The 15,282-nt window shown below is 67.1% G+C and carries 19 protein-coding genes; 8 read left to right on the top strand and 11 right to left on the bottom strand.

Features of this window, described 5'->3' with window-relative positions:
* Nucleotides 1–101: 101 nt before the first annotated feature.
* Genes D573_RS0112420 through D573_RS0112400 form a run of 5 tightly spaced genes read left to right on the top strand, consistent with a single transcriptional unit; the run spans nt 102 to nt 2,301 of the window.
* Nucleotides 102–596 (top strand): prepilin-type N-terminal cleavage/methylation domain-containing protein, encoded by a 495-nt coding sequence (locus D573_RS0112420; RefSeq protein ID WP_018938947.1) that lies wholly within the window; start codon nt 102–104, stop codon nt 594–596.
* Complete coding sequence (locus tag D573_RS0112415; protein ID WP_018938948.1) at nt 597–1,043, top strand: prepilin-type N-terminal cleavage/methylation domain-containing protein; 447 nt, start codon at nt 597–599, stop codon at nt 1,041–1,043.
* Between the two features lie 3 nt (nt 1,044–1,046).
* The gene (locus D573_RS0112410) at nt 1,047–1,532 is read left to right on the top strand and encodes a prepilin-type N-terminal cleavage/methylation domain-containing protein (RefSeq protein WP_018938949.1); all 486 of its coding nucleotides are present in this window, start codon (nt 1,047–1,049) and stop codon (nt 1,530–1,532) included.
* Nucleotides 1,513–2,007: a hypothetical protein gene (locus D573_RS0112405; protein ID WP_018938950.1), complete on the top strand. Its 495-nt coding sequence runs from the start codon at nt 1,513–1,515 to the stop codon at nt 2,005–2,007. Before D573_RS0112410 ends, D573_RS0112405 begins: the two co-directional genes overlap by 20 nt.
* Nucleotides 2,008–2,301 carry a hypothetical protein gene (locus D573_RS0112400; RefSeq protein ID WP_018938951.1) on the top strand — a complete coding sequence of 98 codons (294 nt, stop codon included), beginning with the start codon at nt 2,008–2,010 and terminating at the stop codon, nt 2,299–2,301.
* 44 nt (nt 2,302–2,345) lie between these two features.
* On the opposite strand, the gene D573_RS0112395 is transcribed toward D573_RS0112400, so the two are convergent.
* The 7 genes from D573_RS0112395 to pilM form a co-directional block, all read right to left on the bottom strand.
* On the bottom strand, nt 2,346–3,080 hold the full coding sequence (locus D573_RS0112395) for a lipopolysaccharide assembly protein LapB (RefSeq protein ID WP_018938952.1): 735 nt from the start codon (nt 3,078–3,080) through the stop codon (nt 2,346–2,348).
* Between the two features lie 434 nt (nt 3,081–3,514).
* Nucleotides 3,515–4,429 carry an ExeA family protein gene (locus D573_RS0112390; protein ID WP_018938953.1) on the bottom strand — a complete coding sequence of 305 codons (915 nt, stop codon included), beginning with the start codon at nt 4,427–4,429 and terminating at the stop codon, nt 3,515–3,517.
* A 15-nt stretch (nt 4,430–4,444) separates the two neighbouring features.
* Complete coding sequence (locus D573_RS0112385; RefSeq protein WP_026287989.1) at nt 4,445–6,154, bottom strand: secretin N-terminal domain-containing protein; 1,710 nt, start codon at nt 6,152–6,154, stop codon at nt 4,445–4,447.
* Nucleotides 6,154–6,483 carry a hypothetical protein gene (locus D573_RS0112380; protein WP_231367872.1) on the bottom strand — a complete coding sequence of 110 codons (330 nt, stop codon included), beginning with the start codon at nt 6,481–6,483 and terminating at the stop codon, nt 6,154–6,156. Before D573_RS0112380 ends, D573_RS0112385 begins: the two co-directional genes overlap by 1 nt.
* A gap of 5 nt (nt 6,484–6,488) precedes the next feature.
* The gene (gspM, locus tag D573_RS0112375) at nt 6,489–7,133 is read right to left on the bottom strand and encodes a type II secretion system protein GspM (protein ID WP_018938956.1); all 645 of its coding nucleotides are present in this window, start codon (nt 7,131–7,133) and stop codon (nt 6,489–6,491) included.
* Nucleotides 7,130–7,729, bottom strand: coding sequence for a hypothetical protein (locus D573_RS0112370; RefSeq protein WP_018938957.1), 600 nt, complete (start codon nt 7,727–7,729; stop codon nt 7,130–7,132). Before D573_RS0112370 ends, gspM begins: the two co-directional genes overlap by 4 nt.
* Entirely contained in the window at nt 7,730–8,599 is an 870-nt protein-coding gene (gene pilM, locus D573_RS0112365) for a type IV pilus biogenesis protein PilM (RefSeq protein WP_018938958.1), read from the bottom strand.
* 420 nt (nt 8,600–9,019) lie between these two features.
* On the opposite strand from pilM, the gene D573_RS0112360 reads away from it, so the two are divergent.
* The 3 genes from D573_RS0112360 to D573_RS0112350 all read left to right on the top strand — a co-directional run bounded on the left by D573_RS0112360 (nt 9,020) and on the right by D573_RS0112350 (nt 11,918).
* Nucleotides 9,020–9,334, top strand: a complete 315-nt coding sequence (locus tag D573_RS0112360) for a hypothetical protein (RefSeq protein WP_231367873.1) — start codon at nt 9,020–9,022, stop codon at nt 9,332–9,334.
* Between the two features lie 58 nt (nt 9,335–9,392).
* Nucleotides 9,393–9,719, top strand: a complete 327-nt coding sequence (locus tag D573_RS0112355) for a non-heme iron oxygenase ferredoxin subunit (protein WP_018938960.1) — start codon at nt 9,393–9,395, stop codon at nt 9,717–9,719.
* Nucleotides 9,720–9,932: 213 nt separating this feature from the next.
* The gene (locus D573_RS0112350) at nt 9,933–11,918 is read left to right on the top strand and encodes a DUF1631 family protein (protein ID WP_018938961.1); all 1,986 of its coding nucleotides are present in this window, start codon (nt 9,933–9,935) and stop codon (nt 11,916–11,918) included.
* A gap of 272 nt (nt 11,919–12,190) precedes the next feature.
* Here D573_RS0112350 and cysZ read toward each other — a convergent pair whose 3' ends face one another.
* The 4 genes from cysZ to queF all read right to left on the bottom strand — a co-directional run bounded on the left by cysZ (nt 12,191) and on the right by queF (nt 15,246).
* The gene (cysZ, locus tag D573_RS0112345) at nt 12,191–12,919 is read right to left on the bottom strand and encodes a sulfate transporter CysZ (RefSeq protein WP_018938962.1); all 729 of its coding nucleotides are present in this window, start codon (nt 12,917–12,919) and stop codon (nt 12,191–12,193) included.
* Between the two features lie 10 nt (nt 12,920–12,929).
* Nucleotides 12,930–13,139 (bottom strand): DUF3185 family protein, encoded by a 210-nt coding sequence (locus tag D573_RS0112340; RefSeq protein ID WP_018650312.1) that lies wholly within the window; start codon nt 13,137–13,139, stop codon nt 12,930–12,932.
* Nucleotides 13,140–13,516: 377 nt separating this feature from the next.
* Complete coding sequence (locus tag D573_RS0112335; RefSeq protein ID WP_018938963.1) at nt 13,517–14,812, bottom strand: FGGY-family carbohydrate kinase; 1,296 nt, start codon at nt 14,810–14,812, stop codon at nt 13,517–13,519.
* 11 nt (nt 14,813–14,823) lie between these two features.
* Nucleotides 14,824–15,246 (bottom strand): preQ(1) synthase, encoded by a 423-nt coding sequence (gene queF / locus D573_RS0112330; protein ID WP_018145957.1) that lies wholly within the window; start codon nt 15,244–15,246, stop codon nt 14,824–14,826.
* Nucleotides 15,247–15,282: the final 36 nt, after the last annotated feature.

The raw sequence follows: 15,282 nt of genomic DNA, 5'->3' as shown, positions 1-15,282 counted from the left end.
AGCTTGCCCCATGCATCCCTTGGCAACAAGCCTGCGTATTTCCTCTGCAGCAAGGCTGCTGCCTGCCTGATATGCTCGGAAGATCAGCCAGGGGCGTGTGAATGACTGGGGATCGGAAGTTAGGAGCACGGTTCGTCGAGCCGCAGGCGTCGGTTGCGAGCAGGGGGTTCACCATGCTTGAGCTGGTTGTCGTGCTCGTGATCCTTGGAGTTTTTGCCCTGATCGCCCTGCCACGTCTTCCTGCGGGCCTGTTCGATGGAACGCCGGATCTGGTGGCTGCGGAAGATCAACTGGTTGGGGATTTGCGGCGTGCCCGTTCAACTGCCATGGGTTGTGGGGATAACAAGTCCGTGCTCGTGGAGGTCTCGGACGGCTGGGTCGTGGACGCCGCGACGAACTGCCTGGCAAGCCCACTGGCTGGGCCGCGGAACCTGTCCGGGGTGTCGGTGGCGGGATCCGACCTGGAGTTCCGGTATCCGTGGGGGCGCCTGCACAACGGTGAGGATGTACTGCTGACGATTTCCGGAGGTTCGGCGGACCCGCGCCGGATTTGTGTGTTCGGCCTGACTGGAGCGATCCAGAGAGGAGGCTGTTGAATGGCGACCCCAACTGTCCCGCCGGGTATCGGTTCGCGCGGCACGACCTTGATTGAACTCTTGATCGGCCTGGTGATTATCGCGGTCGCACTGGCGGCGCTGGCCACAACACTGCCGCTACTGACGAGTCTGGCCGCCACCGAGGATGCCGAGGAGTTCGCGCGGGATGGCCGTGGGTGCGGCGAGGTATTGCTGGCGATCTTCGATGCCGATTCCCTCGATTTGAGTGGCTGTCCCGCAAGTGGCGTTGATCCGGCGAATTGGGCGGATGAAGATGCCCCGAAAACGGCGGAGGCCGCAGCTCTCCTGAATGCCGCTTGCGGCCATGCCACCCTGGAGTTGTCATGCACCGCACCCGCAGGTGCGGATTATGACGAGGTCGAGATCGGCTGGTCCCGCGGTGGAATGTCCTCCCTGAACCTGCAGTTCCCTCGTGACGAGGACTGACGAATGAGGCGCCGTTCTGCCCTCCAGCGCCTTCTTCTGCCCGGCAACCGGGGGTTCACCCTGCTGGAACTGGTGCTGGTGCTGGTGATCCTCGGGGTGATCGGCTTGATTGCCGCCCGGTTCCTGGGGGGCGCTCTGGAAGCTGTATTTGTGACCCGCGAGGTGACCAATACACAGATGGAAGTCGGCGCGGCGCTGGATCGCATGGCGCGCGATGTACGCCACGCACAGAATGTTGTTGATTGTTCTCCGGGACAGCTGACGCTGACGCTGCAGGATGCTGGACAACGACGCTACTACCTGGGCGGAGGACGGTTGTGGCTCGAGGAGGGGGGAAGTACCGCCTTGCTGGCCGGCGACGAGGATGATCCGGTAGAAACGTTCGTCTGCGACGACGCGGGACCGTTGGAGACGTTCGCCGTGTTGGAGCTGACCCTGAAAACGGTGAGTGAATACGAGGCCTCTACCCATGCCTATCGCCGATCCTGACCGGGCTCCCATTCGACCCCGTTCCGCACGCTGCACGGTCCGGGGCAGCATCCTGCTGGTGGCCTTGCTGATCCTGGTGCTCGCCGGCGCGATTGCCGTGGGTGCGGTCTCCCTGGTGGGTTCCGGCAGCTCCACCAGTGCCGATCGGGTTCAGTCCGAACAGGCCCTGTTTGCCGCGGAAAGCGGCATCCGGCGCATGGTTGCCGGGGAACCTGCGTGCGACGGGTCTACTCATGCCGTGGGTACCGCCTGGTTCAATTGTGACCCGGCACCGGGCCAGTGTGACGCGAACCGCAGCCTCGTGCAGGGATGGGTGGGGTCATCATCGCCGGACGGGGCTCTCGCCCTGCACCAGATCTGCGTGGACTTGCTGGGCGCTGGGTTGCCCCCTTGCGACGACGCGGCCTGGGAATGTGTACAGGATCCCGACGATATCAGTCCTGGTGGGGGTGGAAGGACTTACGAAAATCTCTAAGTGGCAGAAGGGATCAATGTGGTCGGTGCGGGCAACTGGACGGTACAGGGCGTTGCTTGTTTCAGCGAAGGCGTGCGCGTTTCCGGCGGCATTACCTTCGAGGGAAATGTCTATTGGGAGGGTGACGAGGACACGAGTGGCCAGGCCAGCACCTACGAGGGGTGCGTGTACGAGTCGGGCATCTTGAACGAGAGCCTGTCCGGCGGGGCGGATTGCGAGGGGGTCAGTGGTGCCTGGTGTCCGGAGGGTAGTGGTGGAGCGGGCGGCTCTGGCTGGGGGTACTCCGGGGGCTGAATGGTTTCTGCCACGATTCCTTTGCCACCACGAGCCCGCGGCTCTTACCGGTGGCCCGCGAGCGTTTCCCAGCGGGCTTCGGCGTGGCGGCGGGAGGCAGGGCCCAGATCGCCGGCGTCCAGGGACCGGCGGTAGGCGTTCCGGGCCTGGGCGGGCTCGCCAACATGCTCGAGGGAATGGGCCAGGCCCAGCCAGTAGCGGCCTTCGCCCGACTGGGTGGCGAGGGCTCGATAGTGGCGCGCGGCCTCGGCGTGGTCCCCGATGCGTTGCTGGGCCTGGGCCAGTAAGGCCCGCGCACGGGCGTCCAGCTGGTCCGGCGCCAGCCGGGACAGGGTGTCGCGTGCCGCCTGCGGGTCGCCGCTTTCCAGGTGGGCCAGCGCCAGGGTGATGGCATAGGGCAGATCTTCTTGATGGGTCGCAGGAACCTCGCCAAGGACATGAGCGGCGGCCGCCGGTTGGTCCAGCCGGCGCAGCGCCCGGGCGATTCCGAGACGGGCCTCTGCATGGTCTGGTTCCGCCTGCAGGTGTTCCTCGAACGCACCGATGGAGGCTCGCCATTGTCCGGACGCCTGCAGGCGGTGGCCGCGCTCGATCGGCGTCTCGCTCCGGGCTTCTGGGCTCGCAACTTCAACTCCCGGTTCGGGCGCGACGGGTTCCTCATCCGGGGCTGGATCATCCGGTTGTTTGGGCGCCTCTGGCGGGGCCCCGGACTCGCGCGTGTCCTCCGTCACGGCGCCGGCTGTCTGTGCCGGTTCTTCGCGGGGCGGCTCCGATGCCATCTCGGCATTTGCCTGGGGGACCTCTGTAGCCTTCACGGGGATATCGGGTGCGCTTTTGGTCCGTTCGGCGAGGGCTTCCCCTTCAGCCTGCGATCCAGAAGGGGCGCTCTCGGCGGAGGATGCCGTGACCTCGGTTTCCGCGGGGAGAGGCGTGATCGCCGGTGGTGCCTTGGAAGCCGCTTCTTCCGCGACGAGGGGCTGTGGCGTTGCGGGCGCTGTGGCCACCTCCGGGGGTGGGGCGGAGGCGGGCCCCAGCCAGTGCTGGAAGGCGAGCGCCACGAGCGCGGCGACCGCGACGCCCGCGCCAGCGGGACCGAGGAAAAGGATCCAGCGGGGCCGGGACCGGGCAGGTGTGCCCGCGGTCACGGTGTTCGCGGGGTCGGGTCGCCGGCCGGTGCGTTCTTCGAGACGGCGCAGGGTGTCGTTCAGCAGGCTCATGCGAGCAGCCCCGAGTACCACAGCCCGGCGCCAGCGGCCGAACCAGCGATGGCGGCGGCCAGCCAGGGCAGGGCGCGGGCGTCGCTGCGTGCCTCTTCGGTATCGCGCGCGGCACGGGCAACGTGGGCCCGGCGCGCCTGCCCGTCACCGCGGCCGAAGGCGTCCAGAAGGGCCTTGTGGGCCAGTATATTAAGCAGACGGGGCACACCGCCGCTGTGCCGTGCCAGCCGCCGCGCGGCGGTTTCGGTAAACAGGTCGCCGGCATGGCGCCCGGCCACGATCTGGCGAAACCGCAGGTAGTCGACCACCTCGTGGACAGCCAGCGGACGCAGGGTGCAGGCGTGCGTGATCCGCGAGCGAATCTGGCGCAGGTGGTGGGCGGCCAGGCGCTCATCGAGTTCCGGCTGCCCCAGCAGGACCAGTTGCAGCAGGCGTTCGGAGGCACTTTCCAGATTGGTCAGCAGGCGCACGGTTTCGATGGTCTCGTCCGGCATGGTCTGGGCTTCGTCGAGCAGGAGCACGACACGTGCCCCGGCGGCGGCGCGTTCCAGCAGCCGGTCCTGGATCCTGGACATCAGGTGGTCGGTGCCCGGCGAATTCTCCGGCGGGTCGATGGCCAGCTCGCGAGCAATGGCGCTCAGCAGTTCGTTGGGCGGCAGCCGCGGGTTGGGGATGTAGGCCGTTTCGAACGGTGCCTCGAGGCGGTTGAGCAATTCGCGGCACACGAGGGTCTTGCCCAGTCCTACCTGCCCGGTGATCTTGAGAAAGGCATCGCCCGAATCCAGGCCCAGACAGGCCGTGTTGAGGGCCTCGCGCATGCTCTCGCCCAGGTAGAGAAACCGCGTCGCCGGCGTCAGCCGGAACGGCGGTTCCTCAAGGCCGAAGTGTTGCAAGTAGAGCTGGGCAGACATCGCTCGGGGGTCCGGCTACATCTCCAGTGTGCGGCGTTCGGGTTCAGGGCCGTCTTGCTGCCAGTCGCGCAGGCGCTGGCGGGTGCGGTCGATCTCTTCCTCCCACACCCGGCCATCGCCGTCGACCACCAGCGGGCGCAGCAGGATGACCAGCTCGCTCTTGCGTTGCTGGATGCGGCTGGACTGGAACAGGCGTCCGAGCAGGGGTACGTCGCCCAGGATCGGGGTTCGGGAGGCAAGTTCCTCGGTGGTGTCCTGCATCAAACCGCCGATGACAATGACCTGCCCGCTACGGGCGCGTACCACGCTGTCGGATTCGCGAATGGCCGAGGCGGCCAGGGGGAAGGAGTACTCGTTGCCGTCGAAGCGGAAGCTGGTAATGCGTTCGTTGATCTCGCTGACGCTGGGCCGCACATGCAGGATGACCTCGCTGCCTTCGCTGATCTGCGGTGTGACATCCAGGGCCACGCCGTCAAAAATCGGGGTGAAGGTGGGGTCGGGAAGGAGGCGGTCGCGCGCCTGATCGCCGACGCCGCTCTCGGTGCGCAGCTGGAAGTCCGTGATGTAGGTGCGGTCGTTGCCGACCTTGATGACGGCCTTCTGATTATTGACCGTCGAGACCCGCGGGCTGGAGAGCACGGTCAGGTCGCCCTGGGTCTCGAGCAGTTCCAGGAAGGTCGCAAAGCTGTTGCGGGCATAGGCGGCGGTAAATACACCCCCCAGGGCTTCGAACTGGCTGCCGTCCACGATGCCGGGATCCTGGCGCAGGCTTCCGGCATCCCCGCCGGAGGGTGCGCGCTGGGAGTCGCTTTCCAGCCGCCCGGGACTGGACTGCCCAATGATCAGATCGCTGCCCGCGATCTGGGCCAGGTATGACCAGTTGATCCCGGCTTCGAAGCCGCTGCCGAGGGCTACTTCAAGCACCTTGGCTTCGAGGATGACCTGACGCTGGGCCGAGTTCTGAACGGCCTGGAGGAATCCGGCGGCGTCGCGCAGTTCGTCCGGCATGGCGCGCACCGCAACCACGCCGCTGTTTGGGTTCACGATGACGCGCCGCCCGTTATGCTCTTCGTTGTCGCCGCCGAGGACCAGCATCTCCAGTGATTGGCGCAAATCGCCCCAAAAGCTGGATTCCGAACGCGTGCTGATGCGGGTGCCGGAGGCCTCCGGTCCGTTGTCGCCGTTGCCCCCCCCGGCCAACTGCCCGCCGCTGACCTGGAGGCCAGTGCGGCCTTCGCGTTCGACGTTCAGGTAGTCGACGAAGAAAGTTCGGGTTTGCAGTCCGGCCGGGCCGATGCGGAAGGTGTCGTCGCGGCGGTCAACCTGGTATCCGTGCGTATCCTCGACGATGGCCAGGATCTCGGGAATCGTCACGTTCGTGAGGTTGAGGCTGACCTGTCCGCCCACATCGGGATGCACCACGGCGCTGTAGGGCGAATCCTCGACGAGGGTGGTGAAGAAGCTGCGCGCGGGCGCCGCGTCTACCCGCAGATCGAATACCGGTTCCGGCCGGGCGGGTGGCGCGGGCTCCGCCATCATCTCGCGGGCGACCTCGTCGGGCAGCTCCGGCGGCTGCGGATCGGTACCCGTGGCCAGCGGCTCGTCCAGCGCCTCCAGCGCGCGGTCGCGTGCCTGCGAACTGGGCTCGCCCGGGGTGGTGGCACATCCGCCGAGGGCGAGCAGCAAAGCCGTAAGGAGGGATGCGGGTAATAGCCGAGACTGCATCAAGGGTGTCTCCTGATATCCATGTCCGCCCGCCCGCCAAGTGGCAGGGTGCGGGTGCGACCGTTCTCTTTGAGGGTGACGCCGGTGGCATCGATGGATTGCACGCGGGCGCCGTTCAGGCGATCGCCGATGCGGACGGTGCGGCCGTCGATCACGGCCAGTGCCTCGGACCCGCGCAAGCGTATCACCGAGATGTTCGACGCTTCGCCGTGGGTGTCGGCCTGGGGGCTGCCCGTCGCCGATGCGGGTGGCTGGGTTGGATCGTGCAATGCGTCGGCCCACGCGGCGTGCCCGGCCAGCAGCGCACAGGTGAGGAGGATGGCTTTCATGGACGTCATTCGTGGCGCTCCAGTCCGCCCAGGTCGAGGGCGTCCAGGACGAGCCGTACGCGCGAAGCGGGGTGGTCCGTTACTGCGAGATCCAGGCGTCCCCATAGCCAGGTGACGGGGATCGCTTCCAGGTGCTGAAGATAAGCGAGCGTATCCAGATAGGGGCCACTCCACTCGATTTCGATGCGGTGGTTTTCCAGGCGCACTCCGCCTTCCTCGGCGTGTTCCAGGGTTTCTGCGCTGCGGCGTGCGAGTCGCTCAAGGGTCAGACCGTCCCGGTTGTCCAGGAGCTGACGTAGTAGCGCGGCCGTCTCGCGAGGGGACAGCAGTTCGCGCGAGGCGATCTCGAGGTCGGCTTCGTGTTCGGCGATGCGCAACTTTGCGTCGGCGAGCCTGCGTTCCAGCGAAGTAATCGGATCGGTGGCGGTGGCGAATCCGTGGATCTGCTCCTGCAGCGCGCGGGTCTGCTCGCGTTGCTGGTCGATCGACGCCTCCAGGTGCTCCTGTTCGGTTTCGACCGGGGTAACCGCAAATTGCAGGATCAGCAGGAACGGGGCCAGCAACGCCGCGGCGTAAAGCAGCCGCCGCTCCCGCAGCGAGATCTGCTTGAGGCGCTGTTCCAGCGCCTGGAGGAGGCCCTGAATGTTCATGGTGTCTCCACGGCGGCGCCGAACCGGTAGCGGAATTCGATCTGGCCATTGTCGGCCTGTGCCTCGAGTTCTGGCGATTGGGAGTCGAGGCCGAAGCCGTGTTGCTGGAGCGATTCGAAATAGGGCGGCAGGGCGTCCGGTGAGAGTGCCTTGCCCGTCAGTTCCAGGGCAGGCAGCCGGCCATCCAACCGAACGGCCGTGATCCAGACGCCTGCATGCCGGGTCCGCGCCAGCACCAACAGAGGATCGGCCATGGAGACACTGCGGGCATTGTTCAGGCGGCTCTCGAGCAGTTCGCCGGCGGCGGCCAGGGCTTCGGCTCGGGCCTCGGCCTGTTGCACGCGCGCTTCGGCCTGCTTGACTTCCGGGCCCTCCCACAGGGCCTGAAGCTGGCCTAGCTGTGCCTCTGTGCGGGCCTGCTGGGTCTCGGCATTGGAGAGTGTGTCCTGCAGAGCGAGGCGTTGCTGGTGGGCGCCGAGCCAGAGCAGCATGCCGGCAAGGATCGACGCCCCGATCGCGAGTGCCAGGCGCCCCCAGATGGGCACTTCCCGGCGGATATCGAGCTCCGCGCGATACAGGTTGATCTGTTGTGCCATTCAGTCCCGCTCCAGAGCGGCGCCCAGTGCGAAGGCGCAGCCGCGCCCGTCTCCTGTCGCCTCGTCCTGAAAGGTGGAAAGCGGCACCCAGCGAGCCTCCATGCGCAGGTTGTTGCCGAGATGCTGGATTGCGGCTTCTTCCACGGGCTCGTCGCCCATGACGGCCAACTGGCGGATGGGCGGGTGCGCGAAATGTCCGTCGAAGTAGTCCAGCGCGCGCTGAATCTCGAGCAGCACGCTGTCGAAGGCGGTTCCGCTCTCATCACTCAACGAGACCTCGACGTGGCGGGTGACGAACAGGTGATCGTCGCGTACGAGCACAACGGTTGCACCGTCGCTCTGGGCATAGAGCAGGGCCACGCCGCCGGTCGCCTGGGGGAGGCGTGAGGCTAGGTTGCGCAGGGCCAGTTCCGGGATGCCGACCCGGCCGACTCGCAGGCCGGCCCGCCGGGCCATATGGATGGCATCGCGAACAGGGGCCTGTTGGGCGACCACGGCATAGATCAGACGTTTGCCATCGTGGCGATGGGTATCTCCCATCGGGCAGTAGTCAACCACCGCATCGCTGACGTCGAAGTCGACGAGATCCGCCACCTGCCAGCGCAGTGCCTCGCGCAATTCATCTTCGGGGACGTCGGGTGCCTCGGTGGGCAGCAGGCGAAAGTCGTGCCGGTCCAGTACCAGATGGGCATGGTTGCGCTGCAAGCGATGCTGGCGAACCAGCGCTGCGAGGCGTTCGGGGTCGATCTCGCGTTCACAGCCGGTCCAGCCTGACCCTTGTCCGCGCGCCAGGGCGAGAACGCCATCGTGTCGGGCCAGCCCGACCTTCTCGGTGGTGCGCGTGCGCATGCGTCCGAACGGCATCTGCATGATGGCTTGAGTCCCCGGCGCGACTAAGGTCACCTGTGCGGGCGGTCACTTTGTCGCGCCGGAGGTGATCCCCCTGTTGAAATCAAGACACCGCGGAGGATGCCTTCTGTGATCGTCGTCACAGGGCGCAGTGTAGTGAATTGCACGGGTTCAGCGATAGGGGCCGTATCGTATGAGTGGGATGGCCCCTGGGAGAACACGGATTGAATCGCACGTCACTTCAAGCGGTGGCGTACGAACGGACAAGCCGTCCGCTCTGCCTTTATCCCGTCAGGCGGCAGTGAATGCGCAGGGCGTCGGGGACCTTGGGTAGGCTATTCGCAAGACAGTGGCAGAGTGGATCTGCAAACGGGAGCGGAACGGATGATATTGGGTAATGGCTTGAAGACCGGCCCGTGGGCCTTGGCGATGGTGTTGGGAATGGCCGGGATGTTGGCGGCCTGCGGGGGCGAGCGGGTATCGCCGGTGACCCTGGAACAGCTGGCTGCATCCGCGCCGGCCTTCAATGGCGAACTGGTGGAAACCGAGGGTGTCGTGAATCGTTTTGATGATCCGGAGCACTATTGGCTGGAAGACGACGCCATCAACCGCGTGGCGGTCAAGCCCGGGTCGGCGGTGCGTGATCACCTGGGCGAGAACTTGCGGGTGGTGGGGCGCTTCTCCTACCACCCGGAAGAGGGCCGGCGGATCGAGATCGATGCCGCCGCGACCGCGGCCCTGCGGGCGTCCCCCTGAGCTGCCAATGCAGGGGGGGGGGGCGATACCGGGAATTTTCAGAAGCAAAGGAGTCGTGATGACGGAATGGATTGACGTAGCCCCGGTGGGGACCATCCAGGATGGCGATCATCGCCTGGTGGAGACAGCGGATACCGAGGTGGCGATCTTTAACCTGGGTGGTGACTATTTTGCCGTGGAGAACCTCTGTACTCACGAGGATGTGCCCATCGCGGATGGTGAGATCGGCGCCGATGACTGCATCACGTGTCCGATGCACGAGGCCCAGTTCTGCCTGCGAACCGGCGAGGTGATGGCCGCGCCTGCCGAGGAACCACTGACCCGGTTCCCCGTGCGTGTCGAGGGCGAAATGGTTCAGGTGGGAACGCAGCCGCTGGACCTCTAAGGAACGTCTCAGCAAGGGTCTCCCTGTCCGGTGCGAAACTGCACTGGATGTCCCGCTTTGATCGCGCCTGTACACTGTGGACGGGCTCACGCTGAACTAACGCGAGCCACCACGCAGCAATACGAGGACACCTCATCGATGGCAGGCAGGGAGCATACAGACAGGGAAGCACGGGCCGCGGACCCGGCCGCGGTCTGGTCGGGTCTGTCCGGTTTGTCGGATGCCCAGCGCCAGCAACTGGTGCGCGGGATCGTCCCGCGGGTGACCGATCACCTTGAGCGCTGCCTGGAATCCGTCGCGCAGGATTGGTCCGCTGGCGGTGACGAGGCCGACAGCGCGGAGTGGGCGAACCAGCTCCAAGGCTATCAATATGTGCTGCGTCGTCAGTTCGAGGAGGCCCTGGAGCGTGACTTTGTCTCCACAACCTACCCACCCGAGTACGAATTCTCCGGTTCCAGCTACGCCGATGACAACTCCGGCCTGCAAATCCTGGACGATTACCAGTCCACCCGCCGTTCCCTGCGCCACAAGCTCGAAGGGCTGGTCCGCGAGCAGAACCGCTACTCCTGGTTCGTGTTCCTCCAGGCCGCGCGCGAGGATCATCGCTTCGAGCACCCCGGCTGGGCGCCGTGGTCGCCGCTGAACTGGTACGAGCGCCTGATCGAGTCGGCCGAGGAACAGTTCGGCCGGACGGATATGACGCTGGGCCTGATGCGAGCCTACGTGCGTTGTCTGGGCCAGACGGCCGCACCGACCCTGGCCTTTGTGGTCGAGACAGTCGAGGGCTGCGGGCTGGTCAGAGAGCCGGTGTCCGAGGTCCCGGAGGGCGACTTGCCCGGAGCGTCGCCGCGTGCGAGCTGGGCCCATGCCACCCGGGAAGAGGAGGGCCCCGCCACGGCGTCGGAATCGGCTGCGACGGAGAGCGCCGCACCTGCGGTTGGCGGAGCAGGGGGCCCTGCGGTCTCTGGTGCCGTGATGCCGGCCCCGGATGCCGGCGCGGCGGACTGGTTGCAGTGGGCCGCGGCGGCTGGCTGGCTACCATCGGGCCATGGAGTTGCGGCAGGCGGCGGTGACCCCGCGACCGCCGCCGTGGCGGACGAAGCCACGGCGGACCCACGGATCGAGAGCGTCATCGAAGGGGTCCTGGCCGGTGTATTCGCCGAGGTATCGCGTCACCTCGATTGCCATGCAGCGTTTCGCGCAATGATGCTGGAGCTGCAGCCGCTACTGGTACGTGCGGTTAGCCACGACCTCGAATTTTTCCACGACCCCGGGCATCCCTTGCGCGAATGGGTCGGTAGCCTGATCAATACGGGCGTACGGATCAGCCCCGAGGTCAGCGCGGACGACTCGGAGACGGTCCGCCGCTACCTGGAAGCCATGCGCCGGAGTATCGAACACCTGGGGCGTGCGATCGATGATCTGGATCGCCCTGCGGCGCAGGCGCTGGCAGACGACTGGGCCGCCGCCGTGGCCGCGGAACACGAACACTGGCAGGCGCAGGCGGCCGAGTTCACGGGGCCGATGTGTCAGAGGGAACGCGCGGCCCGCGCCCGGCGCACCCTGACGGTCTGCGTACTGGAGACCGGGGCCGAGCTCCCGGAGTGTTCCGCCGAGCAGATCGTCGAGGCCTGGGAGGACCTGCTGGCAGTGGACGAGGCGGCTGTGCAGGTGCTGGATGGCCAGGTGCAGGAGCTCGTGCGGGCCATCTGCAACCAGGCGACCCCACAGGAAGCGAACCCGCTGGTGCAGCGCATCGTGGCCACCGCACGTGAGCATGGCGCCGACGAGGCGCGCGTCAAGGCGGTCGTGCAGCACCTGGGGCAGGCCCATCTGCAACGGATCCGGGCCTCCGCCGACGAGCCGCGCTTCGATCCGCAGGCGCGCATCGAAGCGCGGCGGGCCGTGCGCCTCGAGGATGACGACCCCGACTTGTTGACCGATCTTGACGATCCCTGGGTCTTCGATGCCAGCCGCATTCGTACCGGCGAGTGGTTCGAGGTGGTCGACAAGGCAACCGGGCAGTTGCACCGCATGGGCCTGGTCTGGCGTGGCGAGGCCACCCGTGGCTATCTGTTCCTCTCGCTGGATCTGGGCGCCAGCCGGCGCCACTCCCTGCAGGGTGTGGCCCAGGAACTGCGCGAGGGCCGCATGCGCCCGCTCCCCGACGACAACCCGCTGGATGCCCTGCTCGCCTGACCTGCGCCTTTGCGCCAAGGGTCAAAGGCCTCTCTGGCACCTCGAAGTGCACGAAGACACGAAGAGGCGTCAACGGTGGGGCACCCGAGAGGGTCCGGAGACGGCGAGGAAATCGGGGTGAGAGCGTTGGTGCCGAGAGCCGTACGGGCTTTTCACGACGACGCGCCTGGTATTGGGCTTGAGGTACCCCGGACTATGGTGGAGGTAGGGGCGTTGAGCCCTGCGAAACGCCCCGTTCGGAGACGCTCGCGTCCATCTGGGGTGTCCCGACGTTAGGCCCGGGGCAGGCGCACTCGCAGGTGGGTCGCGCCGATGACCGCGGCCGGTACCAGCAGCAGATTCACTAGCGGGACCATTGCCAGAAGCGTGGTCCCGGCGCCGAAGCTCAGGGTCTCCAGCCGGTGGGCGCGCAGCATCGCGCGTACCTCGGCGAATGCCAGGCCGTCGTTGGCCAGTGGCGCCTCCAGGAATTCCACGGCCAGTACCCAGCTCCCGAACGTGAACCAGGCGATCGGGGCCAGCAGGTTCAGTCCGGGGATCACCGTGATCAGCAGCACGGGGATAAAAAGCAGGCCGTAGTAGCCGGCCTTGCGCAGCGCGGTTACGGTCGCGTGGCCCATCTCGCCAAGGAACGAGCGCGCCGGCTGGCGGGGCTCGTGGCCCAGCCCGCGGGCGGTGCGGTAGGCCAGTGGTCCGGAGAACGGGCTGGCGATGATCGCCGCCAGCGCGACGGCGGAGACCCCAAAGGCCACCAGCAGCGCCAGTGCGAACAGGGGCCACAGCAGCCAGGCGAGCCAGTCCCAGCCGCCGGGCAGCCAGGCCGCCAGAAGGGCCTCGAAGCCGAGCCCGGCGGCTGTCGCAAGCCCGATCACGACCAGGATGTTGATGATCAACGGGCCGATCACCAGACCGCGCAGGCCCGGGTCGAATACGCGCGCGAGCCCGCGAAACGGCGCGAGGAAGGCGAGCAGCGGCGTCAGGCGGAGGGTGCCGGCGGGCACGGATGTGTCCTTAGCGGCGCACCCCAAAGATCGCGAGTACGAGGCCCACGACGGACATGATCCCGCCGGCGATCAGGTACATGCGCGTGTCTTCCGTATAGCGCCCCATGAACTCCTGGTGCAGTTCCTCGCCCAGGCTTTCCGTGGCGTTGTAGCCCATCACCAGCAGGATGATGCCGCCCACCAGCAGTGCAATGCCGAGAATTCGCGTCCAGTGCATGTCGTATCCCCTTGTTGTTGGGTGCCTCCCCCGAATGTAGCACCGATCCGCACCTTCGGCGTCATGGCAGAGCACATCGTGGGACGGGTTTTGTGGGAACGGCCTGCCCGTGCCTTGTTCTGGCAAACAGCGCCGTAGGATGCGACGAGCGCAGCGAATCGCATCAATCACCGGGGGGCTGAGCAATGATGCGATTCGCTGCGCTCATCGCATCCTACGTTTGTTGTCCGAGTCCGGCTTTGCCGGGGGCTTCGCGGCCAAGGCCGTTCCCACAAGATTCCCCTCATGGAATGGGTGGCCCCACCCGGCATCGCGGTCGGCTTGCAGGCGAAGCCCCGGCCAAAGCGGGCGATTGCCGAGCCTCTCGGCCTGGCCGGTTAACTCGTGAAACCCGGCTCCAGCCCCACGCCGATGCGCGCGAGCCGGGCGGCGCCGCTGGCGGCATCGTCGTCCTCGGCGGTGGTCACCGGCAATCCCAGGATCCGGCTGCGGATGCGTGTCCACACGGGGTTCTGGGCGCCGCCACCCAGGGACACGACACGCTCCACGCGCGGGGCGCCCAGCTCGGACAGGCGCTCATAGCCGTCGTGCTCCACCCGGGCAACCCCCTCGAACAGCCCCTGCAGGAAACGCGCGTCGTCCTCGGGGCGGGGGGTGAGGCGGGGTTGCAGCTCGGGGTCGTTGACCGGGAAGCGTTCGCCGCGGCGGGGCAGGGGGAGATAGTCGAGCCCGCTGTCGGTCTCGGGGTCGATCGCGGCGCTCAGCCGCTCCAGGGCCGCATCGTCGAAGTGCTGGCGCAGTACCGCGCCGCCGCTGTTGGAGGCCCCGCCCACTAGCCAGCGCCCCAGCAGCCGGTGGCTGTAGATCCCGAGTTCCGGGGCGTAGATCGGTTCCGGGGCCAGCTGCTTGATCACCAGCGTCGAGCCCAGGCTGGTCACGCCCGTGGTGGCGTCGCCCACACCGGAGGCAAGGAACCCGGCGATGCTGTCGGTGGTGCCGGCGACCACCCGGCAGGCCGGGTTCAGATGCAGCGATTCCGCCATTTCCGGGTCCAGCGGGCCCAGCACCGTCCCGGCCGGGACCACCTCCGGCAGTAGCGACGCGTCACTGCCCAGGGTCTCCTGCAGCCAGTTCGGCCAGCCGCCCCACAGTGCGTCGTAGCCGAGCTTCAGGGCGTTGTTCTCGTCCATGCGGTCGAAGCGCCCGCGCAGGCGTCCGGTAACCCAGTCGGCCTGGTGCAGGACGCGGCGCACGCCGGAGAGCCCCTCGTGGCGCCGCAGCCACAACAGCTTGGCCGCCGATGAGCTGGGGCTGTGCACGGCGGAGTCCGCGGGCGCGACCCCGGCCAGTACCGACAGCATGTCGGTGGCCCGGGCATCGTTGTACATCAGGGCCGGATGGGTCGGGCGTCCGTCGGCATCCAGACGCAGCAGGGTGGCGGAGGTGCCGTCCACCGCGATGGCGGCGGGCTCGCCGTGCAGATGCGCGGCCGCTTCACGCAGCAGCTCGCGCACAATGGCCCACCACAGCGCGGGGTTCTGTTCCGCCCGCTGCTCGTCGCCCCCGACCGACGCCGGCAGTGCCCGGTGCGCGCCGTGGATGGGCGCCCCCTCCGGGTCCAGCAGCGCCAGCCGGATCCCGGAGGTGCCGAGATCAATGCCGATGGCGTGCATGGCAGGCTCGGTCAGCCGTTCATGTCCAGCGGGCTGCGCGTCGGCGCCGGCAGGTGCACCGGCTCCGGGGGCGTCCAGCCGGGCTTGCGGTGTTCCGCAACCACCGTGGTATAGACGCCGCCACGTACGTTGAAATACGAGGTCAGGCGCATGTAGCGCGGGTCGGTCGCCGCCACCAGATCCGCCAGGATGCGGTTGGTGACCGCCTCGTGGAATGCGCCCTCATCGCGGTAGGACCACATGTAGTTCTTCAGCGACTTCAACTCCACGCACTTGCCGTCGGCAACGTACTGGATATGAATCTCGGCGAAGTCCGGCTGCCCGGTGGCGGGGCACAGGCAGGTGAACTCCGGGACGCGGATATAGATCGCGAAATCGTTCTCCGGCGCCGGGTTGTCGAAGGTTTCCAGGGTCTTGCTCGGCTGGCTGGGCATGGGTTTGTCGCGTCCTCGGTCGTTCCTGTGGGAGCG

The organism is Thioalkalivibrio sp. AKL9, assembly GCF_000377825.1.
GTDB lineage: Bacteria > Pseudomonadota > Gammaproteobacteria > Ectothiorhodospirales > Ectothiorhodospiraceae > Thioalkalivibrio > Thioalkalivibrio versutus.
The sequence above is the reverse complement of the archived record's forward strand: the minus strand, read 5'-3'. Positions and strand labels throughout refer to the sequence as shown.